This window comes from Agathobaculum sp. Marseille-P7918, from assembly GCF_964248325.1.
Lineage (GTDB): Bacteria > Bacillota > Clostridia > Oscillospirales > Butyricicoccaceae > Agathobaculum.
Genome location: NZ_CAXTXI010000015.1, coordinates 45,326 through 64,817, shown reverse-complemented (window position 1 = coordinate 64,817; position 19,492 = coordinate 45,326). Strand labels below are relative to the sequence as shown.

Below are 19,492 nucleotides of genomic sequence, written 5' to 3'. Positions count from 1 at the left end.
ATTCCCTCCAAACAACAAGGGGAGAGCAACTGCCCTCCCCTTTGATTCATGATTGCATTAAGTAAAGCTGAAGAAACTCTTGGGGTCAACCGTCGAGCCGTTCTGATACACTTCAAAGTGCAGATGTGGGCCAGTCGAGTTGCCGGTGGAACCGACATAACCAATCAGCTGTCCCTGCTCGACATGCTGGCCGACCGAAACAAGGATGCTAGACTGATGGCCGTAAGCGGTCATCGTGCCGCCGCCATGGTCGATAACCGTGTAGTTACCATAACCGGAAACCCAGCCAGCGGTTGTGACCGTACCGGATGCTGCTGCCAAAATCTCTGCACCGTAGCTTGCGGGAATATCCTCACCGGCATGGAATTTGACCGTACCGTAAATCGGATGCACGCGGTAGCCGTATACGCTGGATGTGGTCGTGCAGCTCGGCGTCGGCCAGACAAAGGTACCGCTATACGGTACGCCACCGGAAGCCGCCGACTGCGCAGACAGCGCCGCGATCTGGTTGCTGACGTCCTGCATCTCGTTGGAAATACGATCGTACTCCGCTTCGCTTTCCGCCTTGTATGCCTGAATGCTCTCTGCCAGCGCAGCCTGCTCGGCCTCGCTTGCCGCCAACTCATCAACCTTATAGCTCAGGTTCTCCTGATATTCCTTCTGAGAAGCCTGTGTATCCTCCAACTCCTGCTTTTTCTGCTCAATATCTTCCTTCGCAGCGGTATACTCGGCAACAATCTTCTTGTTGTCATCCATAATCGCCGTAATGATCTCCATGCGGGACAGCAGGTCAGAAAAACTGGTGGAATTGAGCAGCACCTCGAGATAGCTGGCATCGCCCTGCTCATAGGTGGTGCGCACGGTAAGCGCAAATTCCTCTTCCTTCTGCTCCAGCGCGTCCTCCGCCGCTGCCAGTTCAGTGGTCTTGACATCGATCTGGTCCTGCAGACGCTCGATATACGCCTCAACCGTGGAAATCTCTTCCTTGGTCAGGTCAATCTCGCTTTGCAGCGCAGCACGGGTTGCTTCTACGTCGCTCGCCTGCTTGGTCAGCTCTGCGATTTTTTCCTTAACCGCCGCTTTCTCATCCTCCAGCGAGGACAGCTTATCCTGCAGCTCGTCTGCATCCTCTGCGGCGCCTGCAAATGTCAGGCTGCTCAGCATGGAAGCCAGCAGCGCAATCACAAGAATCGCGGCAATCACGCAGGATATCAGCCGTGTCGTGCTTTTCTTCATCATAATGATATTCGCTCCTTTGTCTGTCGCCGTCGCCTTACACATTCATAAATTTGCGAATGCTGGTTACCGAACCGCCGATGCCGAACAGCACGCCCGCACCCAAATATACGCCCAGCACCAGCCAGCGCAGCCCGTCAAACGGAACAATGTGGAAATACGGAATAACACCGCTTGCAACATTGGCAAGTTCGGTGTACAGTCCCCACTGCGCGAGGAATGCCAAACCGCCTGCCAGCAAGCCCAGCACCATACCCTCGATGACGAACGGCCAGCGGATGAACCAGTTGGTCGCACCGACCATCTTCTGGATGGAAATTTCCTCACGGCGTGCAAACATGGCCAGCTTTACCGTATTGGCGATGATGAAAATCGAGATGACCGCCAGGCCAACCACCATGGCAAGCGCAACAATATTGAATACGCGCTGCACCTGAATCAGCTTGGAAATGACATCCTCATCCGCGCGGATATAGTCCGTACCATCCACAGCCGCGATCTGTTCAATCGTCTCCTCAGCCAGCGTCGGGTCCTTCAGAGTGAAGATAAAGCTGTTGCGCAGCGGATTGTTTGCAGAATTATAATTCTCCAGAATAACTGCGTCCTCACCCAACTCCTCGCGGTATTTTTCCAGCGCTACATCGCGATCCTCAAACTCAACCGTTGCAATATTGTCAATCTTGTTAAATTGCGACCCTAAGGCTTTCGCCTCGCGTGTGGTCAGGCTGTCATCAATGAATACCACAATCTCATTGGATTGCTGTAATTCCTGAATGCTCAAATCAATATTATACGCGATAAGCGTCACGGTTCCTGTCAAAAGCAGGCAGGCGATCATGATAAGCACCGCCGCAATCGACATAAACCCGTGCTTGAATATATTGCGGAAGCCTTCCTTCCAATAGTAACCAAAACTTCTCATAACTGATAGTACCCACCTGTCTGGTCGCTGACGACCTCGCCCTTGTCAATCATAACAACGCGCTTTTCAAACTCATCCACCAGTCCCTTCTCGTGTGTCACGATCAGCACAGTGGTGCCCAATTCGTTGATCTTTTCAAACAGGGTCATCAGTTCAAGCGAGCGTGCGGGATCGAGGTTGCCGGTTGGCTCGTCCGCGATGATGAGGCGCGGGTTATTGACCAGTGCACGTGCAATGGCAACACGCTGCTGCTCACCGCCGGAAAGGTTCATCGGCTTAATCTGCGCCTTGTCCGCTAAACCGACCAGTTCCAGCACATACGGTACGCGTTCTTTGATCGCCTTGCCCTTTGCGCCGATGGTCCGCATAGCAAATGCGACATTTTCATAAACCGTTTTATTTTTGATCAAGCGAAAATCCTGATATACCACGCCCAAGGTACGGCGCAGGTATGGGATCTGCCTCTTTTTCATCTCACCGACATTGTAATTGTTAACCAACACTCGTCCTTCCGTCGGACGGACCTCTGCGGTCAACAGCTTGATAAGCGTTGTTTTACCAGAGCCGGACGCACCGACGAGGAACACAAATTCCCCTTCATCCACACGCAGGTTCGCTTTGTTCACAGCACGGGTACCATTATCGTACACCATGGTGACATCGTTCATCCGTATCACAGGCATTCCTCCTCGGAGCCAAACAAAATACCAAAAAGGCAAAGGTGCATGCAGATCATACACCTTTGCCTATTATAACAGATTTTCCTTGCCGACGCAAGACGACAATCCCTGCCATTTCCCTACACTGCCGCTTTTTTACGTGTAGTTTTTGTGAACAGCTATGCCTCAACGAACATTTTCTTCGCGGCTGGCCAGATATTTCCGCACCATCAGCGCTACCTTGAACACAATCGCATGATCGAATTCACGCAGGTCCAGACCGGTCAGCTTTTTAATCTTTTCCAATCGATACACCAGCGTATTGCGATGCACGAACAGCTTACGTGAGGTTTCAGAAACGTTCAGGTTATTTTCAAAGAACTTCTGAATGGTAAACAGCGTCTCCTGATCCAGCGAATCAATCGATCCTTTTTTGAATACCTCGCTGAGGAACATTTCGCACAGTGTAATCGGCAGCTGATAAATCAGACGGCCAATGCCCAGATTTTCAAAACTGATGATATTTTTTTCCGTATCAAATACCGCGCCGACCTCAATGGCAGTCTGCGCCTCCTTAAAGGACTTGGCAATATCCTTCATCTGCGACGATACCGAACCGATACCAATCAGACTCTTGACCGACAGTTCGCTGAGCAGCGCCTCTTCAATCGACGCGGCAATCTTGGCCAAATCCTTGACATCACTGCCCGCCTTGACTTCCTTGACGACCACGATATCGGTTTCTGAAATGTGCAGCACAAAATCCTTCTGCTTATCCGGGAACATACCCGTTACCACATCAATGGCCGCAACGTCCGCCGGCATCTGCTGACGCACCAGAAATACCACACGCGGCACATCATTGCCGAAATGCAGCTCACGGGATTTGATATAAATATCGCCCGGCAGAATATTATCCAAGATAATATTTTTAACAAATGTCGCCTTGTCGTGCTTTTCATCATACAGTGTTTTGATGTTATTGATTGCAACCGCCACCAGCGAGCAGATACTGCGCGCCAGCTCGTCCTCTCCCTGCACGAAAACAGCGTATTCCAGCCGGCTGGAACGGTCGCCCGTGGTATGGTAGGTGTAGCCGCCAAAACGGACAATTTCACCTGCAAAGCCAAGCTCGGTGATCGCTTCCTCCCGCATTTCGCCGATACGGGGCAGATCGGTACACGCTACAACCGCACCGCTCGCATCCACAATACCAATGGTGCGTTCTACTGTGTCCTTCATCTGCAAAACAATCGACTGGAACAATCTTGAAGCCATTTCCATCACCTTTCCCGTATTTCCCTATTCTCGTGCGCTTTCACGCCATGTCACAATCGCCCCGGCCAAACAAATCGCCGTATTCCTGACATTGTTCACAAGAACCTTTGATGTTCCCTGTGCATTTTAAGACATTATATCATAGTCTTCTACATTTTTGTACAAAAATTTTTATTTTTTTTGGCGATTTTTAGATACTCTCCCGCGCCGGCTGCTGCAGCAACTCCAACTCCCGTTCAGTTAGGGCGCGAAAGGCACCTTCCGTCAACGCCGGGTCAAGCCGCAAACCGCCCAACTGCACGCGGCGCAGCTGCACTACAACGCCGCCCACTGCCGCTATCATACGCTTCACCTGATGATACTTTCCTTCCCGCAGCGTAACTCTCACACGCTGTTCGCCGCCCACTGCCAACCGTTCCAGACGGGCAGGCAGACAAACTGTACCATCCTTCAGTGTCAATCCTGTTTCGAAGCGAGTCTCCGCCTCCGGCAAAAGTGTCCCTTCTACCACAGCCTCATACACTTTATACACATGCCGCGATGGGCTCATCAGCGCATGGCTCAGCGCACCATCATCCGTCACGATGAGCAACCCCTCGGTATCCTTATCCAATCTTCCGACCGCAAACAGACCGCGCCGCATTTCCTCAGGAAATAAGTCCAGCACGGTATCGTGCCGCGCATCCCGACTGGCTGTAATCACGCCTGCCGGCTTGTTAAGCATATAATACCGCTGCGCCTGATACCTCTGTGCCTGTCCGTCAAGCATGACCTGTGCACTGTCTGAATCCACCTTTGCCGCGGGATCGCGCTCCACCGTGCCGTTGACCTGCACGCGGCCCGCACGAATCATGGCCTGTACTTCCTTGCGACTGCCGCAATTCAAATGCGCCAGCAACTTGTCCAATCGCATCCGTGGCATTTTGTCTCCCCCGACAATTCATTCCTGCTAATAGCATACCACTTTTTCGCAAATTGCACAATAGGGAATTGCAGAAAAAGTGCAATTCCCTAAATCGAATCCAGAGTTACGAGAATCTATTCTCATTTTTTTGTGAATTTGCACAGTCCAAGGTTTATTCAGCCGAATCTGTTTCCGGCATTTCCGTGATACCATGCACAAAGCCGTTGGACTCCGCCGAGCTGATATCCGCGGCTATCAGCTGATTGCGTCGAATCAGCAGATTAGCAATGACCCCCTCTTCTCCAGTCGGATATTCGGTCAGTTCATAGGTGTATAATGTAGCACGCTTGCCTTGATACGGTGCAAGGTCCAGCCCCTGCCCCAACTGAATGGCGTTGTACGCTTGATAGGTGTCGTCAAAAGTTTTGGGTATTTGCACTTCACGCTCACTGCGCGGCTCCGGATTGACCTTCCAACCGTAGCTCTCGAGCAGTGCAACGCGCTGTTCGTTATTTTTCAGCTTACTGTTCAAATCTATTTCGCCCGAAGCGGTCTGCGCATGCATTGTGTCCGCTGTCGGCGCGAGCAATGTGACGCCCAAAACCACAGCGCCCACTGCCAGTACGCCTGCCACCACTTTTTTCACCGATACCTTGGCTGCAAAAACAATCATGCTATCGCCCCTCCTGCTTTTGCTTTATCCTATGCGGACAAATGAAAAAGCAGAACAACAAAACGCCGTCCGGCAGAAACGATTGTTTCTGCCAGACGGCATCTTAATATGCACTCCATAAAGGAAGATTACTCTACAATCTGAGCTGCAATCTCATCCGCCAGCGCTTCCAGCGCATCAGACTGGCTTTCGACCAGCGCAGACTTCAGTGCGACCGTATTTTCCAGCACGGTCATATTCTTCATACCCTCCAGAATCGCCTTCATATGACGGCCGGAAACAGGCGCCCAAGTGCCGTTTTCCAACAGCGCCACCGTGCGGTTCTGCAGGTTCAGTGCCTTGAGGTCATGCAGGAACGCTTCCATACGCGGCTGCAGACCGCCGTTATAGGTCGGCGCAGCCAGCACCAGATGACTGCAGCGGAAGCTCTCCGCTACCAGTTCGGAAACATCCGTGCCGGACACGTCGTACATTGTAATATTGTGCACGCCTCTGTCAGCCAGCATGCCAGCCAGCACATTCGCCGCATTCTCCGTATTTCCGTACATCGTGGCATAGGCGATCATCACGCCCTTATCCTCCGGCTCATAGGTGCTCCACTTCTGATACTTATCCATCAGCAGGCCCAGATTGCCGCGCCAAATCGGACCATGAAGTGAGCAGATCATCTCAACATCAAAGGCCGCAGTCTTTTTCAGCAGCGCCTGTACCTGTGCGCCGTACTTGCCAACAATATTTGTATAGTACCGACGGGCATCGTTCAGCCAAACGCTGTCAAACGCCAGCTCATCGTCGAAAATGTTGCCTGCCAGCGCGCCGAACGTACCGAACGCATCTGCCGAGAACAGGATTTTGCTCGGCTCATCATAGGTGACCATAACCTCCGGCCAGTGCACCATCGGCGCCATAACAAAGTGCAGCGTATGACGGCCGGTGGAAAGCTTGTCCCCTTCCGCAACCACAAGTGCGCGCTCCTTCATATCCTCCGCATAGAACTGCGTGAGCATAACCAGCGCCTTGGCGCTGCAAACAATCTTTGCTTCGGGATAGCGGTGCAGCAGCGCAACAATCATGCTGCAATGATCCGGCTCCATATGGTGAACCACCAGATAATCCAGCGGACGGCCCGCCAGTGCAGCGGTAATATTTTCATAGAACTGACGGCTGATCGCGTCATCCACCGTGTCAAACAAAACAGTCTTTTCGTCCAGCAGCAAATAGCTGTTATAGGAAACGCCACGCGGAATCGGGAACAGATTTTCAAACCGACTCAGGCGGCGATCGCTTCCGCCCACATAAACAAGATCATCCTGGATCTTTCTGATCGTGTGCATCGCAAGAAACCTCCGTATTATCTTGATTTGTTAAAATTATATCACAGATTCCTTTTTCCGTCTACCCTGCTATGACATCCACAACAACAAAAAACCAGCTGTGAAACAGCCGGTTTTTGACAAAATCAATGTTTTATTCCTTATTCAGTGCTTCCAGTCTCGCCTTGTTCTCCGCGATAACCTTTTCCTGCACCTGTGCGGGCGCTTCATCATATCGCTCAAAGTTGGAAACAAACGAACCGCGGCCCTGCGTCATCGAACGCAGCGTGATCGCGTAGTCGGACAACTCCGCCATCGGACACTCAGCCAGAATCTCCTGCTTGCCGCCTTCAATCGGATTCATGCCCATAATGCGACCGCGGCGCTTGTTCAAATCACCGATGACATCGCCCATATAGGCATCCGGAATCACAACCTTCATCGAGCAGACCGGCTCAAGCAACACCGGGCTTGCCTGCGGAATGCCCGCCTTATACGCCAGACGTGCTGCCATCTTGAAGGACAACTCGTTGGAGTCTACATCATGATACGAGCCGTCGAGCAGGGTGGCGCGCAGACCGACCAGCGGATAGCCCGCCAGAACGCCATGCTCCATCGCCTCGCGAATGCCCTTATCGACTGCCGGATGGAAATTCTTCGGCACCGAACCGCCGAAAATCTTCTCCTCGAACAGATAATCGCCTTCCGGATACGGTGCAAATTCCATCTTAACGTGACCGTACTGGCCATGACCGCCAGACTGTTTCTTATGCTTGCCTTCAACCGTCACCGTCTTGCGAATCTTCTCGCGATACGGCACGATCGGCGGCGTGAGCGCCACTTCTACACCGAACTTATCCTTCAGCTTAGAGCAGAGCACATCCAGATGAATGTCGCCCGCACCCGAAATGGTGTGCTGCTTGGTTTCCGGATTGAACTCGGTCTCAAAGGACGGATCCTCGTCGTGCAGACGGGCAAGACCCGCGGAAATCTTCTCTTCTGCGCCCTTCACCTTCGGCGCAATACCCTGCGTATAGCACGGCGGCGCAAACTCGATCGGCTCCAGCTCGACTTTGCGCACGCTCATCGAGAGCGTATCGCCCGTCTTGGTGGTAACCAGCTTGGAAACCGCACCGATATCGCCACAGCCAACCACCGGAACTTCAGTGGTCTTTTTGCCGCAAACCGTATAGATATGACCCATTTTCTCATTGGCGTCCGCGCGCTTGTTAACCAGCGTCATATCCTGCTTCACTTCGCCCGACATCACCTTGAAATACGAGAAACGGCCATACTGATCGGCAACCGTCTTGAAAACAAACGCACAGGTCGAACCATTGGGCGTGCAGTTGATTTCGATAAGCTCGCCCTTTTCATCCTCGCAGATTTCCACCGGCTTTTCGTCCGGGGACGGCATATAGTCAGCAATACCCTTCAAAAGCGCATAGGAACCGATGCCGGTTGCCGCAGTACCGCAGAATACCGGTGCAATCACCAAATCCTTAACACCCTGACGGATGCCGGCGATCAGCTCTTCATCCGAGAATTCCTCGCCTGCAAAATACCGCTCCATCAGCTCTTCAGACAGCTCCGCCACGTTTTCGCACAGCGCTGCACGATGCTGGTCGATACGCTCCTTCATGTCGTCCGGAATCGGAATCTCGACACGCTTGTTGCCTTCCATACGATACGCCTTACGAATGACGCAGTCTACAATGCCGACGGTATCGCGATTGCCCTCGAAAATCGGCACAACAATCGGCGCAACCGATACGCCGAACTGCTTTTGCAGCTTATGCAGCGAGGTATAGTAATCCGAATTTTCCTCGTCAATCTTGGAGATGTAAAACATACGCGGCATAGCGCGCGCCTCACAGCGCTCCCACGCCTTTTCCGTGCCGACGCCCGGACCGGACTTGCCGGTGGCGATAATGAGGGCGGACTCCGCCACACGCAGAGCGCAATTTACTTCGCTTTCAAAATCAAAGAAGCCCGGGGTATCCAGCAAATTGATTTTGCAGCCGTTCCACTCGATCGGCGCAACAGCCGTCGAAATCGAGAACTGACGCTTGATTTCCTCGGGGTCGAAATCGCAAACCGTGTTGCCGTCCGTGATCTTGCCGACACGATCGGTTACACCGGCGATATAGAGCATACTTTCGACAAGCGAGGTCTTGCCGTCGCCGCCGTGTCCCATGAGACATACATTACGAATCTTGTTAACCGGGTAATTGGCCATATTTGATAAACACTCCCCTGCCCGAGCCTTATTATGCGGGCGCTTTGTTAGCGGGAACGACTCCCTTATTTGTAATTATACACTATTGCACGCATGTGTGCAAGCTGTTTTTTGTGCATTTTTGACGCTTCTTTTCCTCTTTTCCAGCGTTGAAATCCGACTGACAAAAAAATTTTATTTTTTACAAATTTTCCTGTCACAAAATCGGCATGACATACGTTTATATAGTATAAAGTATTTTAATGTATCCAAGGAGGCGGATCTTATGACACGTGCTTATCTTGCTACCGCAGCAGCCGTGCTGGCGGTTGCGCTTGCCGTTTTTTCTGTAGCCTCCGTCCTGCCCGTTTGATTCTTTTCTCTCTCTTTTTTACCGCCTCGGGCGGATCTTCTCTTCCCTGTTGCCGCGCAAGGCAAAAAAGCAGGTCTGGACCATGAAGGTTCAGACCTGCTTTTTTCGTTTCTCAATGCGTTTGTTGTGTGATAATGAATACCGGGATATACCAGAGAAGCAAATACAACAGTATATTCATCACCGGCAGCGCGTCCGCCGCATTCTGAGACACCAGATAGGCGACAATCAGCATGCCGCAAATGCCCGCAAACGCACCCAACGTCAGTGCGGAGCGCACCGCACCCGCCAGCTTGTCCGCACATCGCAGCACCTGCACAAACGCACCCGCTCCCTCACGCGTCAAAATAGCGGCGGGCGCATCCCCATTCGAATAATCGGGGTTGAGCAGCCGCATCACACCGGCCGGATCGGGCTGGTCGGCAAATCCGCGGCGCAGATCAAATTCCGTTTCTATCATCGCAGGCGAGATATTGAAATCCCGCACCGCCAGCACTGCATTCATATGCATGCGGCGCATCATGCGCATCGCACGGTAAGTATGCTTTGTTGGTTGATAACGCAGCGTCAACACACCGGCCAGCGCATTGTCCACCACCAGATATGAGCAAACCTGTTCTCCCTGTCCGGATGGAATGCGGATGCCCATTTTCACCATCAATGCTGCCGTACCCAGCACCACACGGCTGGTGCCGATGTCTCCCGTCAGGCCGCCTTCCACTTCCTGCACATTACGCGCAGCCAGTGTCACACCGTAGCGCTCTCGCGTGGCTTCGGTCAGCACGCGGCCCAGCTCCAGACCGGCCGCATCCGCCAGCGCCGCCGCGCAGGCAAGCACTTTGTCATCCGACAGACGGCCCATATTCTGCAGCGACTCCAAGCTGATCGAGCCGGACGGGAATAAATCGTTCTCTGTCAGCACGACCTCTTCCGTGCCGCGCAGCAGGTTAGCCTGCCGCGCACCTGCAATCGCCGCACCCGAGGCAAGCAGACGGCGAGACACATTCTTGTAGCTTGCGCCAAACGCACAAATGAGGCCAAGCGGAGCGGAAACCGACAAAATCGCGGAAAACGCCCAGAAAAAGCGTATCGGCTCACCACGCCCAACCGAAGCGAGCAGCGCAAAAATAATTGAGGCTGCCAGTGCAACCGGCACATAAATCATGGAAAAACGATCCACCGTGTCCGCACGTTCCATCTCGGTCAGAAAAGCCTTTTCGGCATGCAGCGGACCCTTGACCGCACGGCAGGCATCATCCTCTGCGTCATAATGGCTGTAAATGGCCGCAGGCTGCTCTGCCGAGCAGATCGCCTGATAGGCACGCGCGCGCGCTGCAAAGCGGCCGCGTTCCTCACGCATTGCAGCATACAGCAGCAGAATGCTGACCGCCAAATACGGTATCTGCACACCGGACTGATTATCAAACACAATGATAGATGCACCGTGCAGCAGCGCCGCAAGAATTGCAAACGACACCAGCGAAGCGCGGTCAGGCATGCCGTGCAGCAAATTGTAAAAACCCATACCGAACACATCAATACCAACAAATAACGCAATAAATTGCAGCAGAAGCAGCACACCGATGCCGATGGCCGGATTTTCCACCGCATCAAGTGCCACCGGCAGCGGCAGAACATCAAAGCTGGGTGCGAGACTGAGATATGCCGCGGCCACCGCAAGAATCAGCACAACGATGGAACGCACAGACAGGCCCTGTGCGCGGCGCTTAAACGCCCGCTGCGCCTGCGCCGGATCGCGCAATTGGATTTCCTCTTCCTCCTCCGCCTGCTCGGCTGCAATGCGAGCCGCGCGGGCCTCCTTGCGCGTCATCTTAGTGCCGCGGGCTGCACGCTTGGATGCTATCACCGGAGCGGGCGGCTCTGCCTCCGGAATATCATCAAATTCATCCTCCGTATCCGCGGCCTGCTTAGCGGCCATCTTTGCTTCACGCTTTGCCTGTCGGGCCGCCGCCTTCGCTGCCGCCTTTTCCTGCCGTGCCGCAGCTTTGGCCTCTCTTGCAGCAATGCGTACGGCGCGCTCATCCTGCACCGCCTCCTCAAAAGCGGTCAGATCCGGAATCTGCTCCTCCGGCTCGGCCTTGCGCGGCGCACGCTTTTTCGGTGCGGTACGCGGCGCGGCCTGCGGTGCAGATGGCGTTTCCTGTATCGGCGTCGCCTTGCGCGGCTCTGCCTCCGGCATCTTCGGCGCTTGCACATGTACCTGCGGCGCTGCTTCAGGCGCCTGAGGTGCAGGCGGCTGCTTTTCCTGTGCCGCTTTGGAGGGTGCCGGCTCGGACCGGGACGCGCGATGCGCTTGGGCCGGTGTGCCACCCTCTACCTCCGCGATAATGGAATCCAGATCGAACTCATCGCCATCCGGCACATCACTGAGCATCGCCTTGATCGCTTCCAGGTTCATGGTTTCGTCTTTTCTGTCCATATCCTTATCTGTTTGCCTCCTTTAGTCGGCCTGCGTGCGGCGACGTACCGCTTCAAACAGCAATACCGCCGCAGCATTGGACGCATTGAGCGAGTTGACCCGGCCGCACATGGGGATGCTGACAATATAATCGCACTTATCCCGCGTCAGACGGCTGAGGCCCTGTCCTTCCGAGCCGATGACGATTGCCGTAGGCCGGTCAAACGCGGCTTCATACAAGCCGACTGTACCGTCGGCCTCCGCGCCGAACAGCCAAACGCCGCGCGCTTTCATCTCGTCGAGCGCAGCGGCAAGGTTGTTCGCCTTGTGTACGCCCACATAGGCCAGCGCGCCCGCTGCCGCGCGCGCCACCGCCGCCGTCAGGCCGACCGCGCGGCGTTTTGGGATAATCACACCATGTGCGCCCGCCGTTTCCGCCGAGCGAATGATAGCGCCCAGATTGTGCGGGTCCTCAATGCCGTCGCATACCACAATGAGCGGCACCTCGCCCCGCTCCTCCGCCACGCGGAAAATGTCATCGAGCGAAACGTATTCCTGTGCCGCCGCCTGCGCAATCACGCCCTGATGGTTGCCCGTCGGACTCATGTGGTCGAGCTTGCGGCGATCGCAGGTGACCACCGGCACACCATGCCGGCGTGCTTCCGCCGCCACGTCACCGATGCGCGCGCCCTCCGCTACAAAAACCTTGTCCACCGCGCGTCCTGCGCGCAGCGTTTCGAGCACCGCATTTCGGCCTTCAATCAATGTGCCGTCGTCCTCTCTCGGAGGCCGACGTCTGTTTTTTTCATAAGCCATATACCTACGCTCCAAAAAACCTTAGATAGTGACATTATAGCACACTTTCTCCATCACATTCAATCATATCCGGTCAAAAAACGCAAAACAGGGCTTGTTTCCTCATTTATATGCAAAAAGACGGGAGCTTTGCCCCGTCCTCTGTGCATTTTGGGAGAATTACAGCGGCTGCTCCACGCCGTTGATGCGGGCGTGCTCGCCTTCCTCAAGCGGAATGAGCAAACATTTCTGCCCGTCCACCACATCCGCACGAATGCGGCTTGCCCGTTCCTGCGGCACATGCAGTTCAATCTCTGTATCCTCGCGCCAGGGCGTGTCGCCGTCCTCATCGGCGCGCTGCGCCGCCTGTGCTGCCAGCTCCTGCTGCAAAACCGCCACTTTCTGCTCAAGCGCCGCTGTATGCGCACGAGCGGTTCCTTCCTCGACCAGCTTGTTATCCAGCACATTATCCGCCACAGGCGGCGTATCGCCGAACACATGCGCATAACTCTTTTCAATCTGCTCGCGCACCTTTTCCGGCACCTCTGCCTCAGTGGCGAGACCGGACAGTGTCTCAGCCGTCAGGCTGACCGGCGGCAGGGACTCGTCCTCCTCCCGCTCGGCCACCATGCCGCTGATGGTTTTCTGAATCTGGAAAAAGGCGGCATCCGCCTGCTCCTCGTCCTCTCCAAACGCATCAAGCACCACGCTGCGGAATGCCTGCTTGTCCTCGGCCGCCGTGCGCTGCGGCACGCAGCCGAGCACCTGCTCGACAAGTTCCGGATGAGAGCTTTTGCCGGTTTTAACATAGTACATCACGGCATTGACATCGCTGCCGCGGTTTGCGAACGCCGGATAGACAAAACCAAGATCAGGCAGACCGACCACCCAGTCGCGCACACGCGCGCCAATGCGGTTTTCATCCTCGTGGTAGCCCAGCGCAGGCTTGGACAGCTCGACCGGACAAATCGCACAAAGTATGTATTCGTAAATCTCCTCGGATTCGTCCTGCTCCTCGCCCGAGGTCGCCTTGGACGGCACATCGTAAATATCATGATACACCAGAATCAGGTAGTTGCCCGGATAGGCGTACTGCTCAATAATCTGCTCATATAGCCGGTCGAGCAGTTCCTCGCCCGCCAGCTTGCTCTCCTTGAGCGCGAGCAGATACTTCTGATGCTCCATCGCCACCTCGCTGCGATCAAACTCCAGTTCGAGCAGATTGCTGCCCAGCGTACCGGACAGTGCTTTCTTGGCAATCTCCAGATATTTATAAAACTCGTCCTCTTCCAGTTCGGAAAAGGCTTCGCTGAATTTGAGCACCACCTGTTTGCCGCTGTTCACATAGCAGCCGCACATACGACCGAAGGTGCATTCAGTCTTTTTCAGGCGGCGGCGCAGCTCGAGCACATCGCCTTTGGTGATATTCATGTTGCTTCTCTCCTGTTCTGCGCCCCATTGGGGCCGGTGATCTTCCGTCTTAGTATACGGCATCACATATGCGGAACGCAAGGGATTTTTGCCGCGCGGTTCTCACGCACGGAAGATGGTCTCCCCTACCTTGACCGTTTCGAGTACGCGAATGTCCCGCAGCCGTTCGGGTGGCACGGCGAGCGGATCGGCATCGAGCAATACCAAGTCGGCTGTTTTTCCCGGCCGCAGCGAACCCTTGCGCGCTTCCTCAAAATACTGCCGCGCAGCGTTCACCGTGACCGCGCGCAGTGCATCCATAACCGGAATACGCTCATCTCCACCGAGCGTCACGCCGTCCTTGGTCACACGCTCCACCGCACACCAGATCGTGTGCAGCATATCGGGCGGTAGAACAGGGGTATCCTGATGAAAAGTGAACGGAATGCCATGCGAGAGCGCAGAACCCGCCGCGCTGATGCACGAGGCGCGCTCCGGCCCCAAATTGCGAAGATGCACGTCGCCCCATTGGTGGATATGCGCAATGAAAAACGATGGGATGATACCCAGCCGTGCTACCTCCTCCATTTGGTCAGGTGCAAGCAGTTGCGCATGAATCATCACCGGCCGCAGTTCGCGGAAATCCGAACGCGACCGCTCCATCTCCGCCACGGCGGAAAGATACTGCGCGGCAGCGGCATCCCCGTTGCAGTGCGCCAGCGGCTGCATTCCGCTGCGGTAAGCCGTGGTGAGCGCCTGCCGCAATGCATCATCCGTCATGGTGGGGTAACCGCGATAACCGTCCGGTGCATCCGCATATGGCGCACGCAGCCATGCGGTACGGCCCTGCGGCGATCCGTCCAGAAACATCTTGCAGCCGCCGAGCTTGAAATGCCGGTCATACCGCCGCACCGCTTCCGGGAATGCATCGCAGATTTCATCGAGCACATCCACACCCGGATAGGCCACCACATCCAGCTCAAGCTTTTGATGCGTCAGCAGCGCCTGATACAGTCCGACCAGACTTTCCGGCATCATACCCTCCTGCACGGTAGCGATACCATACGAGGCATAAAGCTGCTGCGCACGGCGGCAAGCATCCATTAAATCCGCAAGATCGGGAGCAGGGACCTTCTGTTGATACTGTAAAAATGCATTTTCTTCCATATAACCGGTCAAACAACCGTTTTCTCTGCCGATGGCACCGCCTTCCGGCGTGGGCGTATCTGGCGTTACACCGAGCAACTCAAGCGCCAGCGTATTGAATACGCCCATATGACCGGACTGATGCACCAGCATGATGGGGTGACGCGAGGATACACGGTCAAGTATCTCGCGCGTCGGATGCCGCTGCTCGACAAGCGCATTCTGGTCATACCCCTTGCCAACCACCCACTGCCCATCGGGCATATGGTTGTCTGCGATAAACCGTGTCAGTGCGGCCTCAATCTCTGCAAAATTGACCGTTTCCCCGAGCGGCGCTTGCAGCATCGCATAAGCTGCACCGGAAAAATGGCTGTGTGCATCAATGAACGCAGGCAGCAGCACACGACCATCCAGATCGATCTGGGCTGCATCCTTCGCCCGCGCTTGCAGCCGCTCATATTTTCCTACCGCTGCAATTACACCGTTTTCCACCAGCAGCGCTTCCGCTTGTTCCTTATCTTCCATCGTATGGATCGTGCCGCCATAATACAGCATCTTCATTGCCGCTTCCCTCTTTCCGGTTGCCTTTGGTTTCAGTATAACACGCAGACGCTCAAATAATTGAATAGACTGTGAATTTTACGTCAGACCACACAAAAGCGGGCCGGCGTCAAAATTGACGCCGGCCCGTATGCGCTTATGCTTTGGTATTTGATTTTTTGTCGAAGGCTGCGTCCTTTTCCGGCAAAACCACCTCACGGACACCGGAAATCCGGTCGTGCAGCATGCGATTGCCCGGCGTATACACGCCCAGCATCACCGACACGATGGTGATAGCCACCATGCCGATACGCATGACATCCGCTGCGCTCTCGCCCGCTACACGAACCAACAGCTCACGCAGCAGCTGACTTGGAAACGCCACCGCGCCCTCCAGCACGAGCAGCCCGACAACCTGCCGCAGCAGCAGCTTAGCCGCAGGAACCGACTCTCCGTTATCCGCGCGCACGACTCTCAGCCGCAGCAAGCGCTTGCCGGGTGTCTGACCGTTCCACACAAGCGGCACCAGCCAGTAATACAGCACGCCCAGCGCAATCGCCGCCGTTCCCCAAAGCCATCCCGCGCCATCAGGCGGCAGCGACGTATCCAACGCAGCCACTCCCGTGCGCATGGAATTGACCAGCAGGAGCGGTGCGCCGCACACCATCGTCGCCAGATACCAATCCACTGCATACGCCGCCAGACGGCGCAGCGGACTGACGCCTATACTCTTCATTGCTTTTTCATGCTGCAAATGCATTCCACTCCATTCGACTGGCCGGCACGCATTACCGACATATGATTTTCCGACTTCTGTTATTCCGCCGCCGTTTCCGCCGGAGCTGCCTGTTCTTCTTCCAGATACTGCTTATCCAGCGCTGTAATAAACGGATAATAAATCAAACCGCCGATAATGATTACCACCAGCTGCAGCACGCCGCCGCGCCAGTCTCCGCACATCATCCAGCCGCCAAACGGTGCAGGCAGCGTCCACGGAACGGTGATGCCCGTCGGGTAAGGCACCAGACCAAAGTACATCGCACAGAACGAAAGCAACACGGTAATCGGCGGAACGATGAAGAACGGAATTGCCATCATCGGGTTGAGCACCATCGGCAGGCCGAAGATGATCGGCTCATTGACATTAAAGATACCCGGCAGCAAGCCGAGCTTGCCCAGCGACTTGATGCGCTTGGAGCGGCAGCGGAACGCCATGATGGCCGCCAGTGAAACCGTGTTGCCCGTACCACCGAGGAAGATGATATGATTGGCGAAGTCCTGCGTGACAATATACGGACGAACCGCATCCGCCGCCGCGTTGAACGCATCCAGATTTGCGAAACGCGCCGCATACCACAGCGGGCCCATAAAAGAATCAATAACCGCCGTGCCGTGGATGCCGAAGAACCACAAAATCGAATTGAGAATGGTGATGAACATCGTGCCGATGAGCGTTGTGCCGATATTGGTCAACGGCATCTGAATCACTGTGACGATGAAATTTGTCACCGTGCCGAACGGCGTTGCCGCAAACACCAGACGGATGGCGAGGAACAAAATCACGATGATGGTTGCCGGGATGAGCGCCTCGAACTGACGGGAAACAAAGCTCGGCACGGATTCCGGCATTTTAATTTTAAGATTTTTCTTGAGCAGCACCGCATACAGCTTGGTCGCAAGCAGCGCGGTCAGCATCGCCGTAAACAAACCGCTCGCCTCAAAGCTGGATGCGGCATAGCCGCCCTCGTCCATCTGCTGGAGCAGCAGGAAATAGGCCGAAATCGAAATAGCGACTGCGGGCAGCGGCTCGACACCTTCTTCCGACGCCAGCGAGTGCGATACACCGACCACGGCAAACAGGGCAACCAACCCCATCGTCGCGGGATTGACCATATCCCAGCACCACGAACCCCAGACGTCACCCACAAGCGAAGTCATGAAGTCATGGAACGCCTGCACCGGAAAATCACCGATGACAATGGCAATCGAGCCAATAATCAACAGCGGCATGGACAGCATCAAACCGTCGCGCAGCGCAACCAGATATTTATTGCTGGACAGCTTCTGCGACAGCGGCATCAGATGCGTCTCCATAAATTCGGTTATTTTGTTCATTTTCTTTCCCCCTTACTTCAACTGGCTCAGCCTTATTTCAGAACCGGAAAGTGTTCCCCGTTCACTGCAATGTATTCATCCAGAATCTTGCGGGCCAAGTCGGTGTCCACCACGGTGCGGTTGACCACCAGCGCCTGCAGCGCCTTCTGGTAGGAGCCTTCGAGCGCTGCATCCACCGTCAGTTTCTCATAAGCATACTGCCCTTCGAGCAGGCCCTTTTCAAACGTGCCCGCCGGCGCGATGCGCAGCGGCTCCGCTCCGCGCGCCCCCACGCGACAAGCGACCTCGAGCATCATCCCGTCCGACAGGTTGGGCACAATGCCGTTGTTCTCAGTCATCAGCAGGAAAATCTCACCCTGATTGTAGGCGATGCTCATGGCCAGCTCGACTATATAGGTTGCGTGCGCGTCGTTGTGCGCAATCGTCGCCGACTCAAACTCACCGTCTGCATTTTTATGCGAGCCTTGGCTGTATTTGCGGTCCATATCGAATTTGGTGCCGCGAATCTTACCCAGCGCAACTATCTCATCGCAATATGCTTTGACGCGCTTCTCACGACCATCGATAACCGTATTGGCGCGGGTGTAGTTGGGGTCAGTGTGTGCGACCATGGTATTCGGGTACAGGTAATACTGCATATAGGTATTGGGCAGCGAGAACGGATAATCCTGCACCATCTTTTCCAGATGCTTAAAGGTGAAATTCCAGTAATCATCGTTCTTTCCCGAGAATCCCAGTTCTTCATCGCAGTTGCCGCGCTTGAGCTTGTCCAGAATCTCCGGCAGGACGTCCTCGCCAGTCTTTTTATCATACATGGCGGTAAACCAGCCGAAATGATTCAGACCATAATAGCGCGGCTCGACGTCCGTCCGTTTGCGGCCGCCTGCAAGCGGACAAAAGATATCCATGATGGAAATCGGCATATCGCAGATATTGATGAGCCGGAAATCATCCGGGAACACACGCTTGGTCGCCTCAGCCACGATAGCCGCCGGATTGGAATAGTTGAGAATCCACGCCTCGGGCGAATAGCGGCGGATTGCGCGCACTAGCTCAATCATTGCCGGCACCGAGCGCATGCCATAGGCAAAACCGCCGGGTCCGCAGGTTTCCTGTCCGATAACACCATATTTGAGCGGAATCTTTTCATCCATTTCACGCATCTTCAGACCGCCCGGCCGAATCTGTACAAGCGCAAAATCAATATCGGTAAACGCGGTTTCCGCATCAGTCGTATAGGAAAAATCCACCTCCGGATAATATTCCCGGAACAAAATCTTGCCAAAACGCCCGATATGCTCCTGTCGTTCCGCGTCAATGTCATACAGCACCACACGGCGCAGCGGAAAATGCTCCCGCACCAGACAAAGCATTTCCAGCATATCCGGTGTATAAGTACTTCCACCGCCCGCAATTACGATCGAAAACTGTTTCATGCGGTATTTCCTCCTTAAATCCTCTTTTCGGCAGCAAAAAACGTCTGTATTCTCT

At 54.8% G+C, this 19,492-nt stretch carries 15 protein-coding genes; all 15 read right to left on the bottom strand.

Going from position 1 to position 19,492, the window contains the following annotated elements:
- Positions 1–57 precede the first annotated feature (57 nt).
- The 15 genes from ACESSO_RS15900 to ACESSO_RS15830 all read right to left on the bottom strand — a co-directional run bounded on the left by ACESSO_RS15900 (position 58) and on the right by ACESSO_RS15830 (position 19,437).
- Complete coding sequence (locus ACESSO_RS15900; RefSeq protein ID WP_373166528.1) at positions 58–1,239, bottom strand: murein hydrolase activator EnvC; 1,182 nt, start codon at positions 1,237–1,239, stop codon at positions 58–60.
- 34 nt (positions 1,240–1,273) lie between these two features.
- Positions 1,274–2,158, bottom strand: a complete 885-nt coding sequence (ftsX, locus tag ACESSO_RS15895; RefSeq protein WP_373166527.1) for a permease-like cell division protein FtsX — start codon at positions 2,156–2,158, stop codon at positions 1,274–1,276.
- The gene (gene ftsE, locus ACESSO_RS15890) at positions 2,155–2,835 is read right to left on the bottom strand and encodes a cell division ATP-binding protein FtsE (protein ID WP_373166526.1); all 681 of its coding nucleotides are present in this window, start codon (positions 2,833–2,835) and stop codon (positions 2,155–2,157) included. Before ftsE ends, ftsX begins: the two co-directional genes overlap by 4 nt.
- A 168-nt stretch (positions 2,836–3,003) precedes the next feature.
- Positions 3,004–4,095 carry a PucR family transcriptional regulator gene (locus ACESSO_RS15885; protein WP_373166525.1) on the bottom strand — a complete coding sequence of 364 codons (1,092 nt, stop codon included), beginning with the start codon at positions 4,093–4,095 and terminating at the stop codon, positions 3,004–3,006.
- A 190-nt stretch (positions 4,096–4,285) separates the two neighbouring features.
- Complete coding sequence (locus ACESSO_RS15880; RefSeq protein WP_373166523.1) at positions 4,286–5,017, bottom strand: pseudouridine synthase; 732 nt, start codon at positions 5,015–5,017, stop codon at positions 4,286–4,288.
- Positions 5,018–5,171: 154 nt separating this feature from the next.
- The gene (locus ACESSO_RS15875) at positions 5,172–5,672 is read right to left on the bottom strand and encodes a DUF4830 domain-containing protein (RefSeq protein WP_373166522.1); all 501 of its coding nucleotides are present in this window, start codon (positions 5,670–5,672) and stop codon (positions 5,172–5,174) included.
- Positions 5,673–5,800: 128 nt separating this feature from the next.
- Positions 5,801–7,006, bottom strand: coding sequence for an FprA family A-type flavoprotein (locus ACESSO_RS15870; protein ID WP_373166521.1), 1,206 nt, complete (start codon positions 7,004–7,006; stop codon positions 5,801–5,803).
- Positions 7,007–7,139: 133 nt separating this feature from the next.
- Complete coding sequence (locus ACESSO_RS15865) at positions 7,140–9,224, bottom strand: elongation factor G (RefSeq protein WP_373166520.1); 2,085 nt, start codon at positions 9,222–9,224, stop codon at positions 7,140–7,142.
- 464 nt (positions 9,225–9,688) lie between these two features.
- Positions 9,689–12,016, bottom strand: a complete 2,328-nt coding sequence (locus ACESSO_RS15860) for a hypothetical protein (RefSeq protein ID WP_373166519.1) — start codon at positions 12,014–12,016, stop codon at positions 9,689–9,691.
- Positions 12,017–12,037: 21 nt separating this feature from the next.
- Positions 12,038–12,811, bottom strand: coding sequence for a 23S rRNA (guanosine(2251)-2'-O)-methyltransferase RlmB (gene rlmB / locus ACESSO_RS15855; RefSeq protein ID WP_373166518.1), 774 nt, complete (start codon positions 12,809–12,811; stop codon positions 12,038–12,040).
- A 159-nt stretch (positions 12,812–12,970) separates the two neighbouring features.
- On the bottom strand, positions 12,971–14,221 hold the full coding sequence (locus ACESSO_RS15850; protein ID WP_373166517.1) for a DUF4317 domain-containing protein: 1,251 nt from the start codon (positions 14,219–14,221) through the stop codon (positions 12,971–12,973).
- 102 nt (positions 14,222–14,323) lie between these two features.
- The gene (locus ACESSO_RS15845) at positions 14,324–15,907 is read right to left on the bottom strand and encodes an amidohydrolase (RefSeq protein WP_373166516.1); all 1,584 of its coding nucleotides are present in this window, start codon (positions 15,905–15,907) and stop codon (positions 14,324–14,326) included.
- 136 nt (positions 15,908–16,043) lie between these two features.
- On the bottom strand, positions 16,044–16,622 hold the full coding sequence (locus ACESSO_RS15840; RefSeq protein ID WP_373166515.1) for an RDD family protein: 579 nt from the start codon (positions 16,620–16,622) through the stop codon (positions 16,044–16,046).
- Between the two features lie 80 nt (positions 16,623–16,702).
- Positions 16,703–18,001 carry a PTS sugar transporter subunit IIC gene (locus ACESSO_RS15835; protein WP_373166514.1) on the bottom strand — a complete coding sequence of 433 codons (1,299 nt, stop codon included), beginning with the start codon at positions 17,999–18,001 and terminating at the stop codon, positions 16,703–16,705.
- Between the two features lie 32 nt (positions 18,002–18,033).
- Complete coding sequence (locus ACESSO_RS15830) at positions 18,034–19,437, bottom strand: 6-phospho-alpha-glucosidase (RefSeq protein ID WP_373166513.1); 1,404 nt, start codon at positions 19,435–19,437, stop codon at positions 18,034–18,036.
- Between the last annotated feature and the right edge of the window lie 55 nt (positions 19,438–19,492).

Bases quoted from the DNA above. Each gene is read 5' to 3' on its own strand.
- ACESSO_RS15900 (WP_373166528.1), bottom strand. From the start codon at position 1,239: ATGATGAAGAAAAGCACGACACGGCTGATATCCTGCGTGATTGCCGCG.
- ftsX (WP_373166527.1), bottom strand. From the start codon at position 2,158: ATGAGAAGTTTTGGTTACTATTGGAAGGAAGGCTTCCGCAATATATTC.
- ACESSO_RS15885 (WP_373166525.1), bottom strand. From the start codon at position 4,095: ATGGCTTCAAGATTGTTCCAGTCGATTGTTTTGCAGATGAAGGACACA.
- ACESSO_RS15880 (WP_373166523.1), bottom strand. From the start codon at position 5,017: ATGCCACGGATGCGATTGGACAAGTTGCTGGCGCATTTGAATTGCGGC.
- ACESSO_RS15875 (WP_373166522.1), bottom strand. From the start codon at position 5,672: ATGATTGTTTTTGCAGCCAAGGTATCGGTGAAAAAAGTGGTGGCAGGC.
- ACESSO_RS15870 (WP_373166521.1), bottom strand. From the start codon at position 7,006: ATGCACACGATCAGAAAGATCCAGGATGATCTTGTTTATGTGGGCGGA.
- ACESSO_RS15865 (WP_373166520.1), bottom strand. From the start codon at position 9,224: ATGGCCAATTACCCGGTTAACAAGATTCGTAATGTATGTCTCATGGGA.
- ACESSO_RS15860 (WP_373166519.1), bottom strand. From the start codon at position 12,016: ATGGACAGAAAAGACGAAACCATGAACCTGGAAGCGATCAAGGCGATG.
- rlmB (WP_373166518.1), bottom strand. From the start codon at position 12,811: ATGGCTTATGAAAAAAACAGACGTCGGCCTCCGAGAGAGGACGACGGC.
- ACESSO_RS15850 (WP_373166517.1), bottom strand. From the start codon at position 14,221: ATGAATATCACCAAAGGCGATGTGCTCGAGCTGCGCCGCCGCCTGAAA.
- ACESSO_RS15845 (WP_373166516.1), bottom strand. From the start codon at position 15,907: ATGAAGATGCTGTATTATGGCGGCACGATCCATACGATGGAAGATAAG.
- ACESSO_RS15840 (WP_373166515.1), bottom strand. From the start codon at position 16,622: ATGAAGAGTATAGGCGTCAGTCCGCTGCGCCGTCTGGCGGCGTATGCA.
- ACESSO_RS15835 (WP_373166514.1), bottom strand. From the start codon at position 18,001: ATGAACAAAATAACCGAATTTATGGAGACGCATCTGATGCCGCTGTCG.
- ACESSO_RS15830 (WP_373166513.1), bottom strand. From the start codon at position 19,437: ATGAAACAGTTTTCGATCGTAATTGCGGGCGGTGGAAGTACTTATACA.